This window comes from Mesorhizobium sp. B2-1-1 (assembly GCF_006442975.2).
In the GTDB taxonomy this organism is placed as follows: Bacteria; Pseudomonadota; Alphaproteobacteria; order Rhizobiales; family Rhizobiaceae; genus Mesorhizobium.
Genome location: NZ_CP083954.1, coordinates 5137205 through 5152406, shown reverse-complemented (window position 1 = coordinate 5152406; position 15202 = coordinate 5137205). Strand labels below are relative to the sequence as shown.

The following is a 15202-nucleotide window of genomic DNA, read 5'->3' as shown; positions in this document are numbered from 1 at the left end:
AAACATGTGATAGGCTAAACATGGCCTGGCGTGGCGGATTTGGAAAGTTCCTGAACGTAACACCGCTAATGACACCGTTAATATAGCGGGAACAACAAATCCATCACACTGGCGGCCGCGTCCAGGAGGGGCTCGACCCATGCCGAATGAACGTGCCACCGTTGTCCGCACACCGGTTGGCTCCGACTTGTTGACCTTCACGCATCTTATCGGACGCGATGAGATCAGCCGTTGCTTTGCCTACACGGTCGGGTTCGTGAGCACAGACTCCGATATCGACCCGTTGAAGATGCTGGGCGGGCCTGTCTCGATCGAAGGTGAATCCGATCCAAAGCGCTGGCTCAGTGGAATCGTATCGGAGTTTCGGCTCACCCGCATGGAGGACCGGCTAGCCTACTACGAGGCCGTCATGAGGCCGTGGCTCTGGTTTCTCGGCAACACCACAGATTGCTATATTTTCCAGAACAAGAGCGTCGTCGACATCGTCAAGGATGTCTTCAAGAAATACGGTATTTCCGAATTCGATCTACGCCTGCAAGGGTCCTATCCGGCGCGTGAATATTGCGTGCAATACGACGAGACCGATCTGGACTTTGTGCAGCGGTTGCTGGAGCACGAAGGTATCTTCTATTTCTTCGAGCACGATGACGGCAAGCATACGCTTGTCCTGGCTGACGCGATGAGCAAGCTGAAGCCTGCGCCGGGCTACGAGAAAGTGCTCTATAACTTTGAAGGTCAGGGCTCCCGGCGCGACGTCGAATACATCACCGAATGGATACCGGGCAGCTCGGTGCGCCCAGGCGCCTATGCCCACACCGATTATGATTTCAAGAAGCCGGGCGCCGACCTCATGGCCAAGTCGGCCCAGCCGTTCAGTCACAAACCGTCCGCGGGTGAGAACTACCGCCAGCCGGGCGCGCATCTCGAAGTAAGCCGGGGCGACAGCCTGGCTTCGATCCGGCGCGAGGAGATCCAGGCCTTGCACCAGCGCATCGCCGCGGCCGGCACCGTGCGCGGCTTGTATTCCGGCTGCACGTTCAAGCTGGACGGTTTTCCGCGCGAAGACCAGAACCAGGAATATCTGGTGGTCAGCGCCGAATACAGGCTGTTTGACCCCGGCTATAGAGCCCAGGCCGACGTCGAAAGCGAGAGTTTCAAAGTGGTCCTCGGTGTGGCGCCGACAGCCTTGCCCTATCGCCCGCCGCGGACCACGCCACGACCGATCATGCGCGGCCCGCAGACGGCGACGGTGGTCGGTCCATCCGGCGAGGAGATATTCACCGACAAATATGCGCGGGTGAAGGTCCAGTTTCATTGGGACCGCGTCGGCAAGAAGGACCAGAACAGTTCCTGTTTCGTACGGGTGTCGCAGAGCTGGGCCGGCAGTGGCTGGGGGTTCATCCAGATACCGCGCATCGGCCAGGAGGTCATCGTCGACTTCATCGAAGGCGACCCGGACCTGCCGATCATCACCGGCCGGGTCTACAATGCCTCGCAGATGCCGCCCTACGGCCTGCCTGGCAACGCCACACAATCGGGCTGGAAGTCGGATTCTTCCAAAGGCGGTGGCGGCTACAACGAACTGATGTTCGAGGATAAGGCCGGCTCCGAACTGGTCAATTTCCAGGCGCAGAAGGATCACAACCTTCTGATCAAGCATGACCGCACAAAGCTGGTCCAGCACGATCAGTCCGACCGCATTGACCACGACGCCAAACACTCCGTCGGCCACAACCTCGACGAGGACGTCGGCAACAACAAGACGGTCAAGATCGGCGTCGACCAGACCACCAACATCGGCTCGAACGACACCGAGACAGTGGGCGCCAACCGCTCGCTGACAGTCATGGCCAACGAGACCATTCATGTCGTGTCGAACTCGACGGAAAACATCGACGCCAATCATTCTCAGACAGTGGGGATTGTACAGACGATTACGGTGAAGGCGGCGCGTTTCGACACCGTCGGCGCCGCGGAGACCCGTAGCGTCGGCGGTTTTCAGATCAACAGCATCGGCGCGACCCGTTCTGTCAGCGTGGTGCTGGGGCAGAGCCACGACATCGGGGCTTCCGACAGTTGGACCATCAAATCCGACCAGACGGTGAAAATTAATGGAAATCAGACATTCAATGTAGACGGCGATCATGCTTCGACGATCGGCAAGGGACGGACCGCCAAGATCACCGCGGACGATGGCACCCAAATCGATGGGGCTCACGCGCTCAAAGTCGGCAAGAGCAGCGGCATCGACATTACCGAAGACAGTTCGATCAAGGTCGGCAAAAAGCTTGTGATTGATGCCGGCGACGAGATCACGCTGAAATGCGGCGATGCGACGATCAACATGAAGAAGGATGGCTCGATTTCTATTAAGGGCAAGGAAATCCGCATCCAGGGCAGCGGCGATGTCCAGGTCAAAGCTGACGGCGACGTCAAGATCAAGGGTAGCAATGTCTTCAACAACTGAACTAACTGGATGCAACGAATCGGTTGAAGGTATCGACGGGGTTGTCATCGGGCTGTTGATCGGCTTTGAGGAGGGTGCACCGCTAGTGGTGTTCGTAGGCAATCCCGGCGAGACGGCACTCAAGGCGCGCAGCCTGGCGAGACTTGACTCCTCGGCTGTGGGCGCGGAGGTAGCGCTGCTTTTCGAAGGTGGCGATCCGGGCCGCCCGCTCGTTATCGGACGCATTGTGGACCCAGCTCACACGCGCGAACAAGTGCAGGTGATCCGCGACGGTGAAACCGTAACGCTGACCGCCAAGGAACGCATCGAGCTGCGCTGCGGCCTGGCTTCCATCATTCTGGAGAAGAACGGCCGCATTTCGATCCGCGGCAGCCAGTTGAGCAGCCAGGCAAGCGGCGTCAATCGCGTGCGGGGCGCGGCTGTTCACCTCAACTGAGAAGTCCATGCAGCGGATTGCGACAATCCCGGCGATTATCGAGCAGCATGTCGAGGACGCCGCGTTCCTGTGGCACCGTCGTTCGCGCGAGATCGACGGCCCTATCATGGGCGCCTTCGACATCGGCCGCATCGACCAGCGGCTCGACGCTAATCTCGATGGGCTCTTCGCGGCAGGCCAGACGGCTTGGGACCTGGCGTCGGCGCGCTTCGCCGACTACCAGGAGCCGCCCGAACTGTTTCTGCTTGGGGCCCTAGCGTTTGAATGGCAATCCGCGTCAGCGATCAAGTTCGCGTTGGAGAGCGCGGGCCGGCTCGGGAAGTCCGGACTGTCAGCGCTGTCTGGCTCTGTTGCCCGCAGTTCGCCGGGTAAGTTGAAGCCCTTCGTGGCGCGCTGGCTAGATTCGACGGTCGCAATGGAGCGTGCGTTGGGAGTCGGCGCGCTCCACCACCATGGGGGCAATCCAGGGCCCAGGCTGACGGGATTGCTCTCTGATGGCGACGCTGAGGTACGCCGCAGAGCGCTCAAGCTCGCAGGAGCGCTGCGGCGTAGAGATGTGATCGCCAAGGTTTGGGTATGCCTGGAGGCACCCAGCGCGGAGGAGCGGCTGGAGGCGGCAGTGGCGGCCTGTCTGCTGGGGGAGGCGCCGCGGGTCCATCCCATGCTCGACAAGATGGTGGCTCGTAACCCGGAGCTTGCGGGAGCCGTATTCGAAATTCGGTTGCTCACCACGCCGTCGACTGCGGCGCGGACGTGGTGGGAGCATTTCGTATCCACCGCCGCAACGCGCGAGGCGGCTGTCGCGGCGAGCGGACTGGCGGGTGACATGGCGATTATGCCTTGGTTGATCGAGAGGATGCGGTCGCCGGAACTCGCTTATGCGGCGGGGCTCGCGCTGCGCGACCTGATTGAGATTGACTTTAATGACACCGACGTGTTCGTCACGGACCCAGCCAAACTCGGGCCGAAGTTCGAGATTATAGAGGCGACGCCGCTACCTTGCGCTTCGCGGGTACAGACTTGGTGGGACAATGGGAGGGGGCCAGCGAAGTTCGGCAAATTCCAATCGATGCGACGGCTGAGACTGGACGCTATGAGGGGCGCGCTCGCCAACGCGGAGATCGCCCTGACCAACTGGAGGCGTTCACGCTCAATTCCGGCGTGGATGTGAAGACTCCGTCCACGACGCAAAGACACGCGGTTAAGCTCTGATGACCTCACTCACAAGCGCAGCGGCGCGCATCCCGGCTTCCGATCTGGCTTCGCACATAGCGACGCGGCCCGGCGCATAGCCTTTGGTGAAGCTGTCGGCGGCAATAAGCAGTGTGAGTGCGCCGGCACCGGCACCGATGTCGCCCACCGTCATCGCGGGAAGAGCCATTGGAAGGATCTCGCGGCGCGTCCGGTAAAAGCGGGAGCGGCCGATTAGTCCCTCCCAGGCACTATAACGCTCGCCGTTGTCGTTGCTAACAATGAACTTGATGCCAGACTCAGTGGCGCCTTCACCCTCAATCGCCGCACGGCAGGCAGCGACCAATGCTCTGCCCTGACTGTAGTTTTCCGCTAGCACGGAGTTTTCCTCCAATGCAACGCCGACGCCGTGAATGGTGCATTGCGTCTGCACGTCGGGGCTTGGCGCGCGGCGCAGGCAGACGACGACGGCGCCTTCGCCTGGCACAAGGCCTTGCGCGTTGTCCTCCGCTTTCAGGCGGTTGGCCGCCTTCAGGCGAGCGAGGTCCTTGTCGTTCACCAGGCTGTCGACGCCACCCAGCAGCACTTGTTCGACTCCTGGCGTGACGAGCAGGTTAGCCGCCCGATCCAGCAGCCCTATGCACGCTGCCGCGCCTCCGTCGACAATGCGCGAGGTGGCATGGAAGGTTTCGCCCAGCGCGTCCTGCAGGCCGGTCAGGAACTCCGTGGCCGGGGTCTCCGCGAAGGCGGGGTGCTCGCGAAAAGCCTCGGGCGCTACCAAGAGCAGCGCACTTGCGCTGGCGGCAAGGCCGCCTGTCTCCAGCGCCTCAGCGACCGCTCGTGTGGCCATGCTGGTGAGCCAGACTTTCTCCGTGTGGCGCAGCGAATAGTGCGATGGAATGCGGGAGACGGTCTGTTCCGCGCCGAAGGGATCCGTGAGGGTACGCTGCTCGAAGGCGGAGAGGCTGGCCCGGATTGCCGCCAGTGTCTGGCGTGCATTGAGGCCGGCTGGCGTCACGGCACCGCCACCCACGACGTAGATCGGCGCCCTTAGGCTAGCCATGTCGCCCTCTCTGCAATGACGCCGCTGCCGCCGCGCGGGTTCAGATAGACCTTGCGTTTGCGCCGCGCGAGGAGGAAGGCCGGCGTCACATGGCCGAAAACGATCTCCCTGAGCGCTGGCGTGTTGCGCCTGGTCACTAGGAACAAACGCGATTTCAGCGTGAGGCGGCGCAAATCCGGCTCAATGACGACGGTGTCAATGTGGAACGGATGATCCTCCGCGCGGTCATCGTAAAGAAGGCGGATCGGAGCCACGACACGCGGTATGCGAAAGTTCCAGCGGCCCTCCGGCGTCATGCCGATGACGCTGACTCCCTCGCCTTCGTTCAGCCGCTGCAACTGCTGGTCGGCGGGCGCACAGAGATTGTGACGCGGATCAAAATCCCTTGGCGGAAGAGGCCACTGATTGTCGATCCACGCCTGATCGTAAGTACCTGCAAACTGTAGCCTCGGATGCCAGCCACGGCCGACCACCCCAAACCCAGCCGGGCTTGGCCGATCGGATGGGCTAAGGAACCGCTCACTCGCATAGGTGACGTTGGGTGCATGCGTCTTCACGGCCTTGTCCGCGGAGCGGGCATGATGGTAGCCGACGCCAAGCGGGTTGCGGGTGTCGGTCTTGCCGTTGTCATCGGTCCCCCCATACGCGCGTTCGTAGATTATCGGCATCTTGGCGAAGGGATGTGGTTGACTATAGCCGCCCGCGTCATACAGGCGATCGCCAGTCACGTTGAGCACCTTGCGGATATTGGCGAACCTCAACCCGACCTGCATTTCATGGACGCGCCCATCGCGCGGCGCATGTGCCTGGCCATTCAAGATCACGTCGACCCCCGGCTTCGTCCACGCGATTTCCCCCTCATAGCGGGTTGACGAATAGGCAGGATCCCCGAACGGCACGTCGCCAAAGCTTACCGGCAATTGCTCCGATGCCGGCTGAAACTGCGTCGCGTTTTTTAGCATATCAAAGCTGGCCGAGAAAACGGCGAGGAACACCTCATTGCCATCGGCATTCGTTTGCACAAACGTACCGGCAACGAACGGCGTGCGATTCTCGATCCAGACAGCGAATGTCATGGATCAGCACCAGGCCCCGTTCTCGTCCAGGCCGATCGGCCAATAAGGCATGCAGGCGATCAGCTTTGCTGGATTCGTCTCGCCAGCATCGATCAACCATTGCAGCAAAAAGGTCTCTGCCGCGACCCCTTCGGCTTCTCCGGCCTTGACATTCACCGTCACGCATTTCAGCCAGTAGCGACGCACGACCCAGACGACGTGTGGGTTGGAGGCCGCTCCAGCGACGCGAGCGTTGAAAGCTTCTTCCAGTGCCTTTTCGCGGCTACCGTGACGCTCTTCCTCCGAGACGATGATGCCTGCCCACCATGACGTGGCGATGTCGTAGGCGTCCTTAAGATCCGACAAATACTCGCCGAACAAGGTCTGATGCATGGTGCTTGCTTCGTCCAGCCCGCGGGCCACACGAATATCCCCAACTGGCGCGACATAACGCGGTTGCGTCAGCAAACGGCGCGTGCCGAGATCGTTGTCGTAAAGCGTAATCAGCGGAGCCATCAGACCACCTCGTCTTTCTCGTTGAGCGCGATCGGCAGAAAGCAGATGCCTTCCGTGACGTCGGTGAGATCAGGCGCGAATGACGGGAGATCGAAAAGAAGGACATCGGCGGGACGCACGAACCCAATTTCCTCACCCATGCTATCGATGCCCCATTTCTCAGCCGGCTCCTCTTCCGGCATTGATTGTTCGCGATTCATGTCGTCAATCTGGAGATAATATTTGCGGAAGATCCCCAGCACCCGCGGGTGCCCGGCCAGGCCGGTTGGCCAACGCTTCCAGACCACTTCGCCTTCATCGGCTTCCATCTTGTCCCACCATGCCTGCAGCGCGGGCAGCACCCGGCGAAGTTCTTCGATGTAGCGGTTACGAATATCGACAATGTCGGTCATTGTGGCGTCCCTTACAGAGCTGCTGCACTGCCGTTGAAGTTCTTCGCGTATTTACGGGCTTTCGAGCCTTGGCTGTTCGAACACTTATTGCAGTGAGGCATGACCGAATCAGCGGTGTCGAAGTGCTCCTGAAATTTTTCCAGTCCCATGTGACAACCACCCATGTGCCAAGCCAAGACCTGCGGCGGCTGATGGTCATGGGTCATGTACGGCTTGTCTTTCAACGGCTTGCCCGGCCCTGTCGGCTCTACCTTCCCGGGCTCTGAGGCTTTCCAAGTAGTGTTGCTCGTTCCACTGTCCTGCTTACACTGCCAACATTCCTGTCCGTTCACCTTGTCGCGCTGGGCAGCCGTTCGCTTTTCGGTCCGCTCAAACTTCGGATTTGGTGGGCATGGACCCAAAATGAAATTGTCCAATAGAAACGCGAGGAATTTGTTGAACGCAGCGACGTTGACGCAATTGGGCGGCGGGTCGCTCGCGGTGTTCTGGTCCATCATATCGCCATGACGGTCGACGCCCTTGCCTTCCGCCTTTACCGTGAAGGACCACAACTTGAAGACGCCCTTTCCCTTTATCTTGTGGGTCACGACCCCTGCGCCGAGGCCTTGCGTGGCGGGTTCGTCGCCGGTACTGGTCGAGATCTCCGATGCATTCTCGATAGCCGTCGGCTCGCCATCGATCTTGACACTCTTGGTGCCCTTAGTCAGATCCGACGACGACAGCATATTGACGTATGGTACCGGAACCGGGCCTGCGGGTGGGGATGGCGGCGAGAGACAGACATCGCCTGGTGCGATACCTTGGCCGTTGCTGCCCTTGTGAAAGAAGCCCATTTTCTCTGCGTAGACGCTGAGTGCCATGATCAGAATCCCCTCGGCATGGCACGCGCGGCGCGCATGGCCGGTAGGGCGTTGTTCGCGAGATCATGGATGTCGGCGAAGGCGAATTCTTGCACCTCCCAATCATCAGTCCAAAATGCAATGCGTTTGACCGTGGAGAACGAGGTGGGTGGATCGAGAGCCTGCAACGTTATGGCGACACGTTCCTGCTCCCAATAGTGCTCAACAGTCAACTTAGCGATCCGAGCCACACCCTCAAACCAAGGATCGGATGCATCGGGCGTCGCACCCAACCCCGTCACCACGAACGGATAGCGGCGGCCGATACGGTCCTGGCTCATGCGCCAGGCGCCAGCACAGGGTTGGTCGCCAAAGATCGCGTCCTGAACGACGAAGCGCCAGACTCGGTTGTCGAGGTCCTCACCTTCATCCGGCCGCGCGCGCAATTCCATCGACATCCAGCGGTCCCAGCGGTCGATAAAAGTCCGCGGCAGGTTCCAAGCGACGAAATCCCCCGTCGCCGGGATCTTGCCGTAGAAGCCGGGCGCGTTCATATCTGCGCGGGACATGTGAACTTCTTGAACATTTCGAGGTTGTAGGGGTTTTCGACGCTGGCGGCCTTGAGCTCGAAATCGGCGTACATGCCTTTCGTGCCCAGGCGCAGACTGTAGACATCCGAAAGCGAGGTTCCGGTGAATCGGCCGCTGCGCAACATCCTCAGCCATGCCCAGCTGCCGGTCTCGTTGAGCATGATTTCGGGCGATCCGTCGATCGGCTGGAAGGCGAGCGAAATGACCCCGGTGCCGTCCTTGCCGGGCCAGGTCATCGGTTGCGGCCGCGTTGCGTTGTTGTAGTAGACGAGGCTCTGGCCATCGAGATTGAGCGTGACGCGCGTGAGGTTGGGAGACAGATCCTTCGGTTCGAGCGTGAAGCTCATCACCGGTCCGGCACCCCCGGGGAAAAGATCGTCGCGGATGTGCCTGGCCTGCTCGAACGCCGCCAGCGCCGAAGGGTCGAGGCCGAAATCGGCGCGCCACTTCCAAGGCTCGCCGGTCGTGTCGACATAATTGATCAGGTGGTCGTTGATGAAACCGTCGATCAGCCCGGCCGGCCCGAACAGGCGGGCGAAATCGTGCACGTTGACGTCGACCGCACTGGCTTCGCTGAAGGGATAGCGATTGTTCAGCGCCGCTTGGCAGAAAGGCAGTATGTCGGCCCGCCAGATGGCGTTGAGTTCCGAAGTGACCGCCTTTTGAGTCAAATTGCTGGTGTCGCCGGCTATCCCGCCCAACCAGCTGTTGATGGGATCGGGCAGGATCTGGGCCTGCCTTGCCACCGCGCCCGTCAGTTCGGCAAGGCCCCCCTGTTTCTTGATGGCGTCCTGTGGATTGGGGTTCGCGGTGACCGTTTGCAGGACGTTCGAAAGCGCGGTCAGTGCGACAACGGCAGCATCCAGCGCCGGTGGCTGGCCGTCGACCTCTGCGATGGTGCTCTTCAGCGGTTTGAAATGTTCGGCCACCAGATTGCCGGTCAGGTCCACCTCACTGGCGGATCCGGCGCGGGGAAGTAGTTTCGCACCCGATGTCGCCAGTTTGCCCAGCTTGCCCAGCTTGCCGAGCAGTTTCGAAGCGCCCTTGGCTGCCGCCTTGTCGTCGGCAGGCGCTTCGTCGGAACGGGTCAGTTCTGTCTCCTGAACGACCGCCGTAAGCAGCCGCTTCAGCGCTGAATCCGCACTTGAGAGGTCTTTCAGGTTTTCGCCGGCGACATTGAGATCGGTCAATGGTGCAAGCCTCATGTCGCGCAGGAAGCTATCCCATTGCGCGATGTAGTCGTCGTAGTAGAGCTTCAGAATATCCTCGGACAGCGCCGAGACGGATGTCTCGGCATTTTCCGAGCAACCGCCGGCGAAAACCGCACGATCGAGCGCCGCCTGGGCGGCGACATCGTCGATGCGGTCGAGAATGACGTCGTGAAAGCCGGAATAGGTGAAAGCGCCCGAAATGCCGACGCGTAATGTCTTGCCCGAACGCCGTGCAAACACCTTGCCGCCGTTTGGGCCGGCGAAATTGGCCGGTATCCACTCCTTCAGCCCGGCCACTGCCGGATCGGCCAACAACTGCTTGTAGCCACGCGCCGGCAACGAAATCGTGCAGACCGTTTTCAGAGCTTCGGCAACCAGGGCCTGGTCCGGCGCGACATAGCTTTCGTCGACCGTCATCCGGCGGATCGCGGCAAGCTGATGCTCTTCGGCGTCGGCTGTCGGAAATGGCGCCGCGGCCGCGAATTCGGGCAGACTGTTCACCCACCAGTTCTGGGCGTAGTCTGGATCCATCTGCGACAGGCCCGTCATCATGCGGTAGGTCTTGAGCGCACCGAGCATGAAGTCGGGATCGCGGATCTGGCGCCACATCGTCGCCTCGAGCAGGGCCACCATCCGGGGCTCGAGCACGTTGCGGAGGGCGTGGTCATAAGTGTCGGCCTGTGCCCTGACCAGTTCCGCCGAGGCCGATGGGCCAAGCAGATCGTGGGCAGCGCCCGGCGGTGCTGTCCGGGCATTTGCGACCGCGTCCATCGCCTCGAGCGCGCCGTCCATGGCAGGCCGCTCCACCGATGCCGGGGTTGCGGCAGCGGAGGTCAGCGGCGTTTGCAGCGCTTCGAACTGGCCTGCCTGCGCCGAGATCGCATGGCGGTTGTCAAAATAGGACCAGGTGAACAGGCCGCCTGCCAGCAACGCCGCCGCAGCGCATGCGGCAGCGGCGCCGCGCCAGATCCAGGCTCGGCGGCGTTGCGCCAGTGGGTCAAATGTACCGAGGCCTGCTTCCTTGAAGATGACTTCAGTGAGGAGGTTCTTCAGGAAGAAGCTGCGTTTCTCGACCCGAGATGCGGGCAGGGCGCGCCGCGGCGGAAGACCGAAGGAGGAAGACAGCGCGGCGGTCAGCCGGTCGATAGGCGCCCCTTCCTGCGTCGCCGATGTCAGGTAGAGGCCGCGCAGCCAGGCAGCCTCCTCATACCGGCTTTCGCCGAACATGGCTTCGACCAGCACCTGAATCGGTTCGGACAAGCTTGTCAGTTGGGCGGGAAACCTGAAGATTTCGGCACGGGCGGCGAGTTTGTCCTCGTCCTCCAGGCGCGTCACCAAGCGCCGCTCGAGTTCGGTCGCCAGCGTCGCGATTTCTCGTTCGATGGTCTTGCCATCGACGCGCGCATCCAGCGCGAAGGTCGTCCCCCACACCTGTTCGCGCGAGGCGGTGGACAGACCGCCGAAGAAGGGCTCGAAGCCCTTGATCAGGTCGGCCTTGGTCAGCATCAGATAGACCGGCAGGCGGATTTCAAGGCGGTCGTTGAGCTCGGCCAACCGGCGGCGGATCTTGCGCCCGTGCGCCTTGATGGCCTCGTCGCCCTCCGAAAGGACGTCGATCGAAAGCGCGACGATCACGCCGTTCAGCGCACGGCGGCCGCGATGTTTCTTCAAGAGGTCGAGGAAACCGAGCCATTCGGCCGCGTCGACATCCGGCTGGCTCTCCTGCTGGACATAGCGGCCGGCAGTGTCGATCAGAACCGCGTTTTCGGAAAAGAACCAGTCGCAGTTGCGCGTGCCACCGACCCCCTGCAAGTCGTCGGTGAGATCGATCGGAAAATTCAGTCCGGACTGCCGCAAGGCGGTGGTCTTGCCGGTCGCCGGCGGCCCGACGATGACGTACCATGGCATCTCGCGCAGGAACTTGCGCCCGCCCAGCTTGCGGCGCCTCAGTTCGGTCATCACCTCGGCAAACTTGGCGCCCACGGCGGCGACGTTCTCCTCGCCTGGGCTGAGCGGCTTTTCCACCGCTGGCGCGGCAATCTCGGCCACGAACATCCGGTTGGCGCGGATCGCCCGACGCTGGGCAACGATCAGCCAGACCAGCCAGAAGATGACCAGCAGCGCGATGATGACGATGCGCACATTTTCGGAGGCGAAGGGCTCGTAGGGACCGACCCTGACGATCGGACCGAAGATCCAGATAACCAGGGATAGCAGCGTCAGGCCGATCAGCGTCCACAGCCAGCGCGATGTCAGGACCGCCCAGAGGAAGCGCAGGATGAACATCTCACAGCCTCTTTTCGACGAGCACCTCGACGCGGCGATTCAAGGCTCGCCCCTCGCGCGTGCTGTCGCTGGCCACAGGATCGGTGGCTGCCCGGCCCTCCGAATGGACGCGATCCTGCGGCACTCCGTTTTGAACCAGCATGTCGGCAATCGTCCGGGCGCGAGCCTCGGATAGGCGCTGGTTGGTCGACAGCGGGTTGGTCTTTTGCAAAGGAACGCTGTCAGTATGGCCGACCACCGTGATGTTTCCGATCAGCTCCTGATTGGCGAGGATCACCTTGGCGATCGAACCGATCAAGGGTTCGAAACCATCGGTCAGTTGTGGCCGCGATGACTGGAATAGTTCGGGGTTGGAGGCCTGGATGATCAGCTTGGCCAGTGAAACACTCTCGGTGCCGCTGAGAGCAGATTTGAGCTCGGCCGGCGCCCCCGCCTGGAATTCCGGCAACAGCGCAAAATCCACTTTTTGCGGTGGCGGGGCGTCGACTTTGGGCGACGCGCGGGTGATGTCGCCGCGGGCAGGCGGTGGCAGGGCACGAACAAGTGCGGAAAGCTCGACCGCCTGGCTGCTCAGTCCCATTGACAGCCCGATATGGATCGCCGCGGCTGCAACCGCAGCACCGAGCGCCATGACCCAGATCGGCACGATGAAGCGCTGCGGCTGGTCGGAGGCGATGACACCTTTCCAGTTTGGCGCTAAAGGCGCGCCTTCGGCGTCGGCATTGCGCAGGAAGCGGGCCGCCGCCACGCGAACCGCATTGAGCGAGCGGTCGCCTGAGCGGCCGGGCACGCGATATTTGCCACGGAAGCCGAGCGCCAGGCAATGGTACTGCAGTTCAAGCAATTCTCGGTCCCGGTTAGGATGTCGTTCCAGTTCGTCGAGTCGCGTGAAGAATTGCGTGCCGGCATCGACATCGCCGCGCAGCATGACGACGAGCGGCTGCCGCGGCCAGGCGCTGGCCCCGCCCCAAGGCGTGTTCAGGGCCAGATCGTCGAGCAACGCAGCCACCACCCAGGCTGCCTGGTCGGCTCGCTCCATCGAGGACCCCGTCGACATAGCCGTGTCGCGTGCCCGAACCAGTTCTTCGAGCAAACGGGTGCGCAAGACTTCCGGATTGTCTGGCGGCATTGCGCTTTCGAGCTCGGGGGCGAACTCGAGCAAGGGCGCAAAGGCGTTGACAAGCGCGTTCGGGTGGGTGCGAGAGCGTTTTACCAGTGCGCCCGGCGAAAGTGGCGCCATGGGCCTTGGCATCGGCGCGCCGCTCAATCGTATGCGAGTGCGTTCGCGATCCTCCGACAGTCCGAAAGGATCATCGCGGCTCATGATCTCACCTGTTCACCGAATAGCAGTCCACCTGCGGCTCGCTTGGCAACACGCCCGAAACACCGATGACGAAGCCTGGTGCGTCGAGCAGCGAGGCCCAGTGTTCGCTTTTCTGATCCAATTCGAGGCACAGTCGATCGCCGTCGTAGGGGATTTCGCGTGGCTGGGAATGAAGCGGCTTTAGCGGAATGCCCGGCAAGCGCGATTTCCACAGGCCCTCGAACTCGTCGGCCGAGCCGACGGTCGCCTGATTGACGAAGATCTTGCGCAGGGCATCCTCCGACAGCTCCGAGCCGACCCGGATGACGATGCGGCTGGCCACCAGCAGCTTTGGGTTGTCGATGCGAATTTTCCAGACATTGGTCGAGTGCCGCATGACAGGCAGCGCACGCGATTTCGGCTCGATGTAACGAAGGCTGAGAATGAGCGAGCGCAGCGCGTCCGCCAGCGCCGAATAGGCAGGGCCGGGCGCCATGTGATCGTAAGCGGGCAACTCGCCCAGCCGCCGCGCGCTCGATCCGTAAGTTGCCATCGAACCGGCGAGCCCGGCGAGTTCCAGGTAAAGCTCGGCCGGATGGAAGACATCCTGCGCCAGCATGTGAGCCAGACGCGGACGCGCCGCATTGGCGAGATTGAGCGTCAACAGATCTTCGACGCTGCGCCCAGGCCCGCCCATGACCATCTTGCCATGCGCCTCGGCGATCTGGTCGAGGCCGGTGACAACTTCCAGAAGCAATTGCCGATACCAGGCCACCGCGCCGGTAACCAGTGCCGGTGGCAGGAAGGTCTCGTCCAGAGAGACGCCGCCATCGGCTCGAACTCCGTTGAGGTCGGCTATCGGCAAGGCGGTGTAGCCACCAACCGACTTGCCAGGTGCAAGCAGCAGCGCCTGCGGACGGGCGATTTCTATTTCTTCAGGATCCGAACCGCCCTGGACAGCGTCGCGCACCGAAACGATCCGCCCGTGATATCGCGCTCCAGAGGCGGCGGCGTGTGCCGGATCGAAGCCGACACCACCGGGAGGCTCCAGCGGCAAGGCGACCAGCACCGGCCCTGCGCCCGTCTCGGGGGTGACCGGCAGCGGTCGCGGCGCGTCCATCCAATCCGGAATGGAAAAAGGTGTCCCATCCGGGAAGATGCCCCGGGCCGACAGGATCGCGACCTGGCCGGATTCCAGCAATGCCTGGTCCAGCGTCAGCTGTCGAAAGCCGAACGTATGCAGTTGTCCGGCCTGCAACGCGCCGCGCACCGTCGCCTCGAAGAAACGATCCTGCTGCTGGAAATGCTGGGTTCGCAGGAAAAGTCCTTCGGACCATAGCACCCTGTTTGCATCGCTCATGCCGCTACTCTCTGCATTGAGCTCCCTTACCTTGGCTGCTAGGCGGAGATGCCGCCGCTGCCCAACGTGACATTGATGGTGAATTTTGATCCCGGCGACACCGACTTGGTTGTCCGCCAGTTCCTGCCGCCAGGTTCGCGGATCAGTGCAACGAAGCCCAGAGCCGTCGCGTCCGGCTCGACAGTGATGGTCTTGGATGCGGATTTTCCGGGCCCGACGGCGATCTGGTCGGACCCGATAAGATCTCCTGCGAGTGCGCTGCCGGCATCCCCCTGCAGCGCAAAATAGTCGGCGGAATTGAATTTACCGGTGCTTTTTAACCGCATCACGAGAACCGTCACCGGCCGGTCGCCGCCACCTGGCCCCGGATTCATGCCGGCCCCGCCGGTCACGTTGACGGTGATCACCGACGGCTTTGGCGGACCGCTCTGGCACGCTGCAACCAGCCCGGCCGCGCCCAGGGCAATCATCAATTCACGTCGGTCGATCATGG

The 15202-nt window shown here is 61.9% G+C and carries 13 protein-coding genes; 3 read left to right on the top strand and 10 right to left on the bottom strand.

Annotated elements, in window-relative coordinates:
- The first annotated feature begins 139 nt into the window (after positions 1–139).
- The 3 genes from tssI to FJ972_RS25235 are packed head-to-tail and all read left to right on the top strand — an operon-like array spanning position 140 to position 4074.
- Complete coding sequence (tssI, locus tag FJ972_RS25245; protein WP_140524756.1) at positions 140–2467, top strand: type VI secretion system tip protein TssI/VgrG; 2328 nt, start codon at positions 140–142, stop codon at positions 2465–2467.
- On the top strand, positions 2451–2903 hold the full coding sequence (locus FJ972_RS25240) for a DUF6484 domain-containing protein (protein WP_140524755.1): 453 nt from the start codon (positions 2451–2453) through the stop codon (positions 2901–2903). The genes tssI and FJ972_RS25240 overlap by 17 nt, the downstream gene beginning before the upstream one ends.
- Positions 2904–2910: 7 nt before the next feature.
- Positions 2911–4074, top strand: coding sequence for a hypothetical protein (locus FJ972_RS25235; RefSeq protein ID WP_140524754.1), 1164 nt, complete (start codon positions 2911–2913; stop codon positions 4072–4074).
- Positions 4075–4104: 30 nt separating this feature from the next.
- Here FJ972_RS25235 and FJ972_RS25230 read toward each other — a convergent pair whose 3' ends face one another.
- From FJ972_RS25230 to tssJ, 10 genes are read right to left on the bottom strand one after another with little or no spacing between them, the layout of a single operon-like run.
- Positions 4105–5112 (bottom strand): hypothetical protein, encoded by a 1008-nt coding sequence (locus FJ972_RS25230; protein ID WP_140524753.1) that lies wholly within the window; start codon positions 5110–5112, stop codon positions 4105–4107.
- Positions 5113–5144: 32 nt separating this feature from the next.
- Complete coding sequence (locus FJ972_RS25225) at positions 5145–6233, bottom strand: DUF2169 domain-containing protein (protein ID WP_140524752.1); 1089 nt, start codon at positions 6231–6233, stop codon at positions 5145–5147.
- 3 nt (positions 6234–6236) lie between these two features.
- Entirely contained in the window at positions 6237–6728 is a 492-nt protein-coding gene (locus FJ972_RS25220) for a hypothetical protein (RefSeq protein ID WP_140524751.1), read from the bottom strand.
- Positions 6728–7120, bottom strand: a complete 393-nt coding sequence (locus tag FJ972_RS25215; RefSeq protein ID WP_140524750.1) for a hypothetical protein — start codon at positions 7118–7120, stop codon at positions 6728–6730. Before FJ972_RS25215 ends, FJ972_RS25220 begins: the two co-directional genes overlap by 1 nt.
- An 11-nt stretch (positions 7121–7131) precedes the next feature.
- Positions 7132–7980 carry a DUF4150 domain-containing protein gene (locus tag FJ972_RS25210; protein WP_140524749.1) on the bottom strand — a complete coding sequence of 283 codons (849 nt, stop codon included), beginning with the start codon at positions 7978–7980 and terminating at the stop codon, positions 7132–7134.
- Positions 7981–7982: 2 nt separating this feature from the next.
- A complete protein-coding gene (gene tagF / locus FJ972_RS25205; RefSeq protein WP_140524748.1) occupies positions 7983–8528 on the bottom strand; it encodes a type VI secretion system-associated protein TagF in 546 nt (181 codons plus the stop codon).
- Positions 8510–12046 carry a type VI secretion system membrane subunit TssM gene (gene tssM / locus FJ972_RS25200; protein WP_140524747.1) on the bottom strand — a complete coding sequence of 1179 codons (3537 nt, stop codon included), beginning with the start codon at positions 12044–12046 and terminating at the stop codon, positions 8510–8512. Before tssM ends, tagF begins: the two co-directional genes overlap by 19 nt.
- 1 nt (position 12047) lies before the next feature.
- Positions 12048–13370 (bottom strand): type IVB secretion system protein IcmH/DotU, encoded by a 1323-nt coding sequence (gene icmH / locus FJ972_RS25195; protein ID WP_140524746.1) that lies wholly within the window; start codon positions 13368–13370, stop codon positions 12048–12050.
- 4 nt (positions 13371–13374) lie between these two features.
- Positions 13375–14709, bottom strand: coding sequence for a type VI secretion system baseplate subunit TssK (tssK, locus tag FJ972_RS25190; RefSeq protein WP_140524745.1), 1335 nt, complete (start codon positions 14707–14709; stop codon positions 13375–13377).
- Positions 14710–14747: 38 nt separating this feature from the next.
- Positions 14748–15200 carry a type VI secretion system lipoprotein TssJ gene (gene tssJ / locus FJ972_RS25185; protein ID WP_140524744.1) on the bottom strand — a complete coding sequence of 151 codons (453 nt, stop codon included), beginning with the start codon at positions 15198–15200 and terminating at the stop codon, positions 14748–14750.
- Positions 15201–15202 lie beyond the last annotated feature (2 nt).

Coding starts and splice junctions, on each gene's coding strand:
- FJ972_RS25235 (WP_140524754.1), top strand. CDS start 2,911: ATGCAGCGGATTGCGACAATCCCGGCGATTATCGAGCAGCATGTCGAG.
- tssK (WP_140524745.1), bottom strand. CDS start 14,709: ATGAGCGATGCAAACAGGGTGCTATGGTCCGAAGGACTTTTCCTGCGA.
- FJ972_RS25215 (WP_140524750.1), bottom strand. CDS start 7,120: ATGACCGACATTGTCGATATTCGTAACCGCTACATCGAAGAACTTCGC.
- icmH (WP_140524746.1), bottom strand. CDS start 13,370: ATGAGCCGCGATGATCCTTTCGGACTGTCGGAGGATCGCGAACGCACT.
- FJ972_RS25210 (WP_140524749.1), bottom strand. CDS start 7,980: ATGGCACTCAGCGTCTACGCAGAGAAAATGGGCTTCTTTCACAAGGGC.
- tssJ (WP_140524744.1), bottom strand. CDS start 15,200: ATGATCGACCGACGTGAATTGATGATTGCCCTGGGCGCGGCCGGGCTG.
- tagF (WP_140524748.1), bottom strand. CDS start 8,528: ATGTCCCGCGCAGATATGAACGCGCCCGGCTTCTACGGCAAGATCCCG.
- FJ972_RS25240 (WP_140524755.1), top strand. CDS start 2,451: ATGTCTTCAACAACTGAACTAACTGGATGCAACGAATCGGTTGAAGGT.
- FJ972_RS25220 (WP_140524751.1), bottom strand. CDS start 6,728: ATGGCTCCGCTGATTACGCTTTACGACAACGATCTCGGCACGCGCCGT.
- tssM (WP_140524747.1), bottom strand. CDS start 12,046: ATGTTCATCCTGCGCTTCCTCTGGGCGGTCCTGACATCGCGCTGGCTG.
- tssI (WP_140524756.1), top strand. CDS start 140: ATGCCGAATGAACGTGCCACCGTTGTCCGCACACCGGTTGGCTCCGAC.
- FJ972_RS25225 (WP_140524752.1), bottom strand. CDS start 6,233: ATGACATTCGCTGTCTGGATCGAGAATCGCACGCCGTTCGTTGCCGGT.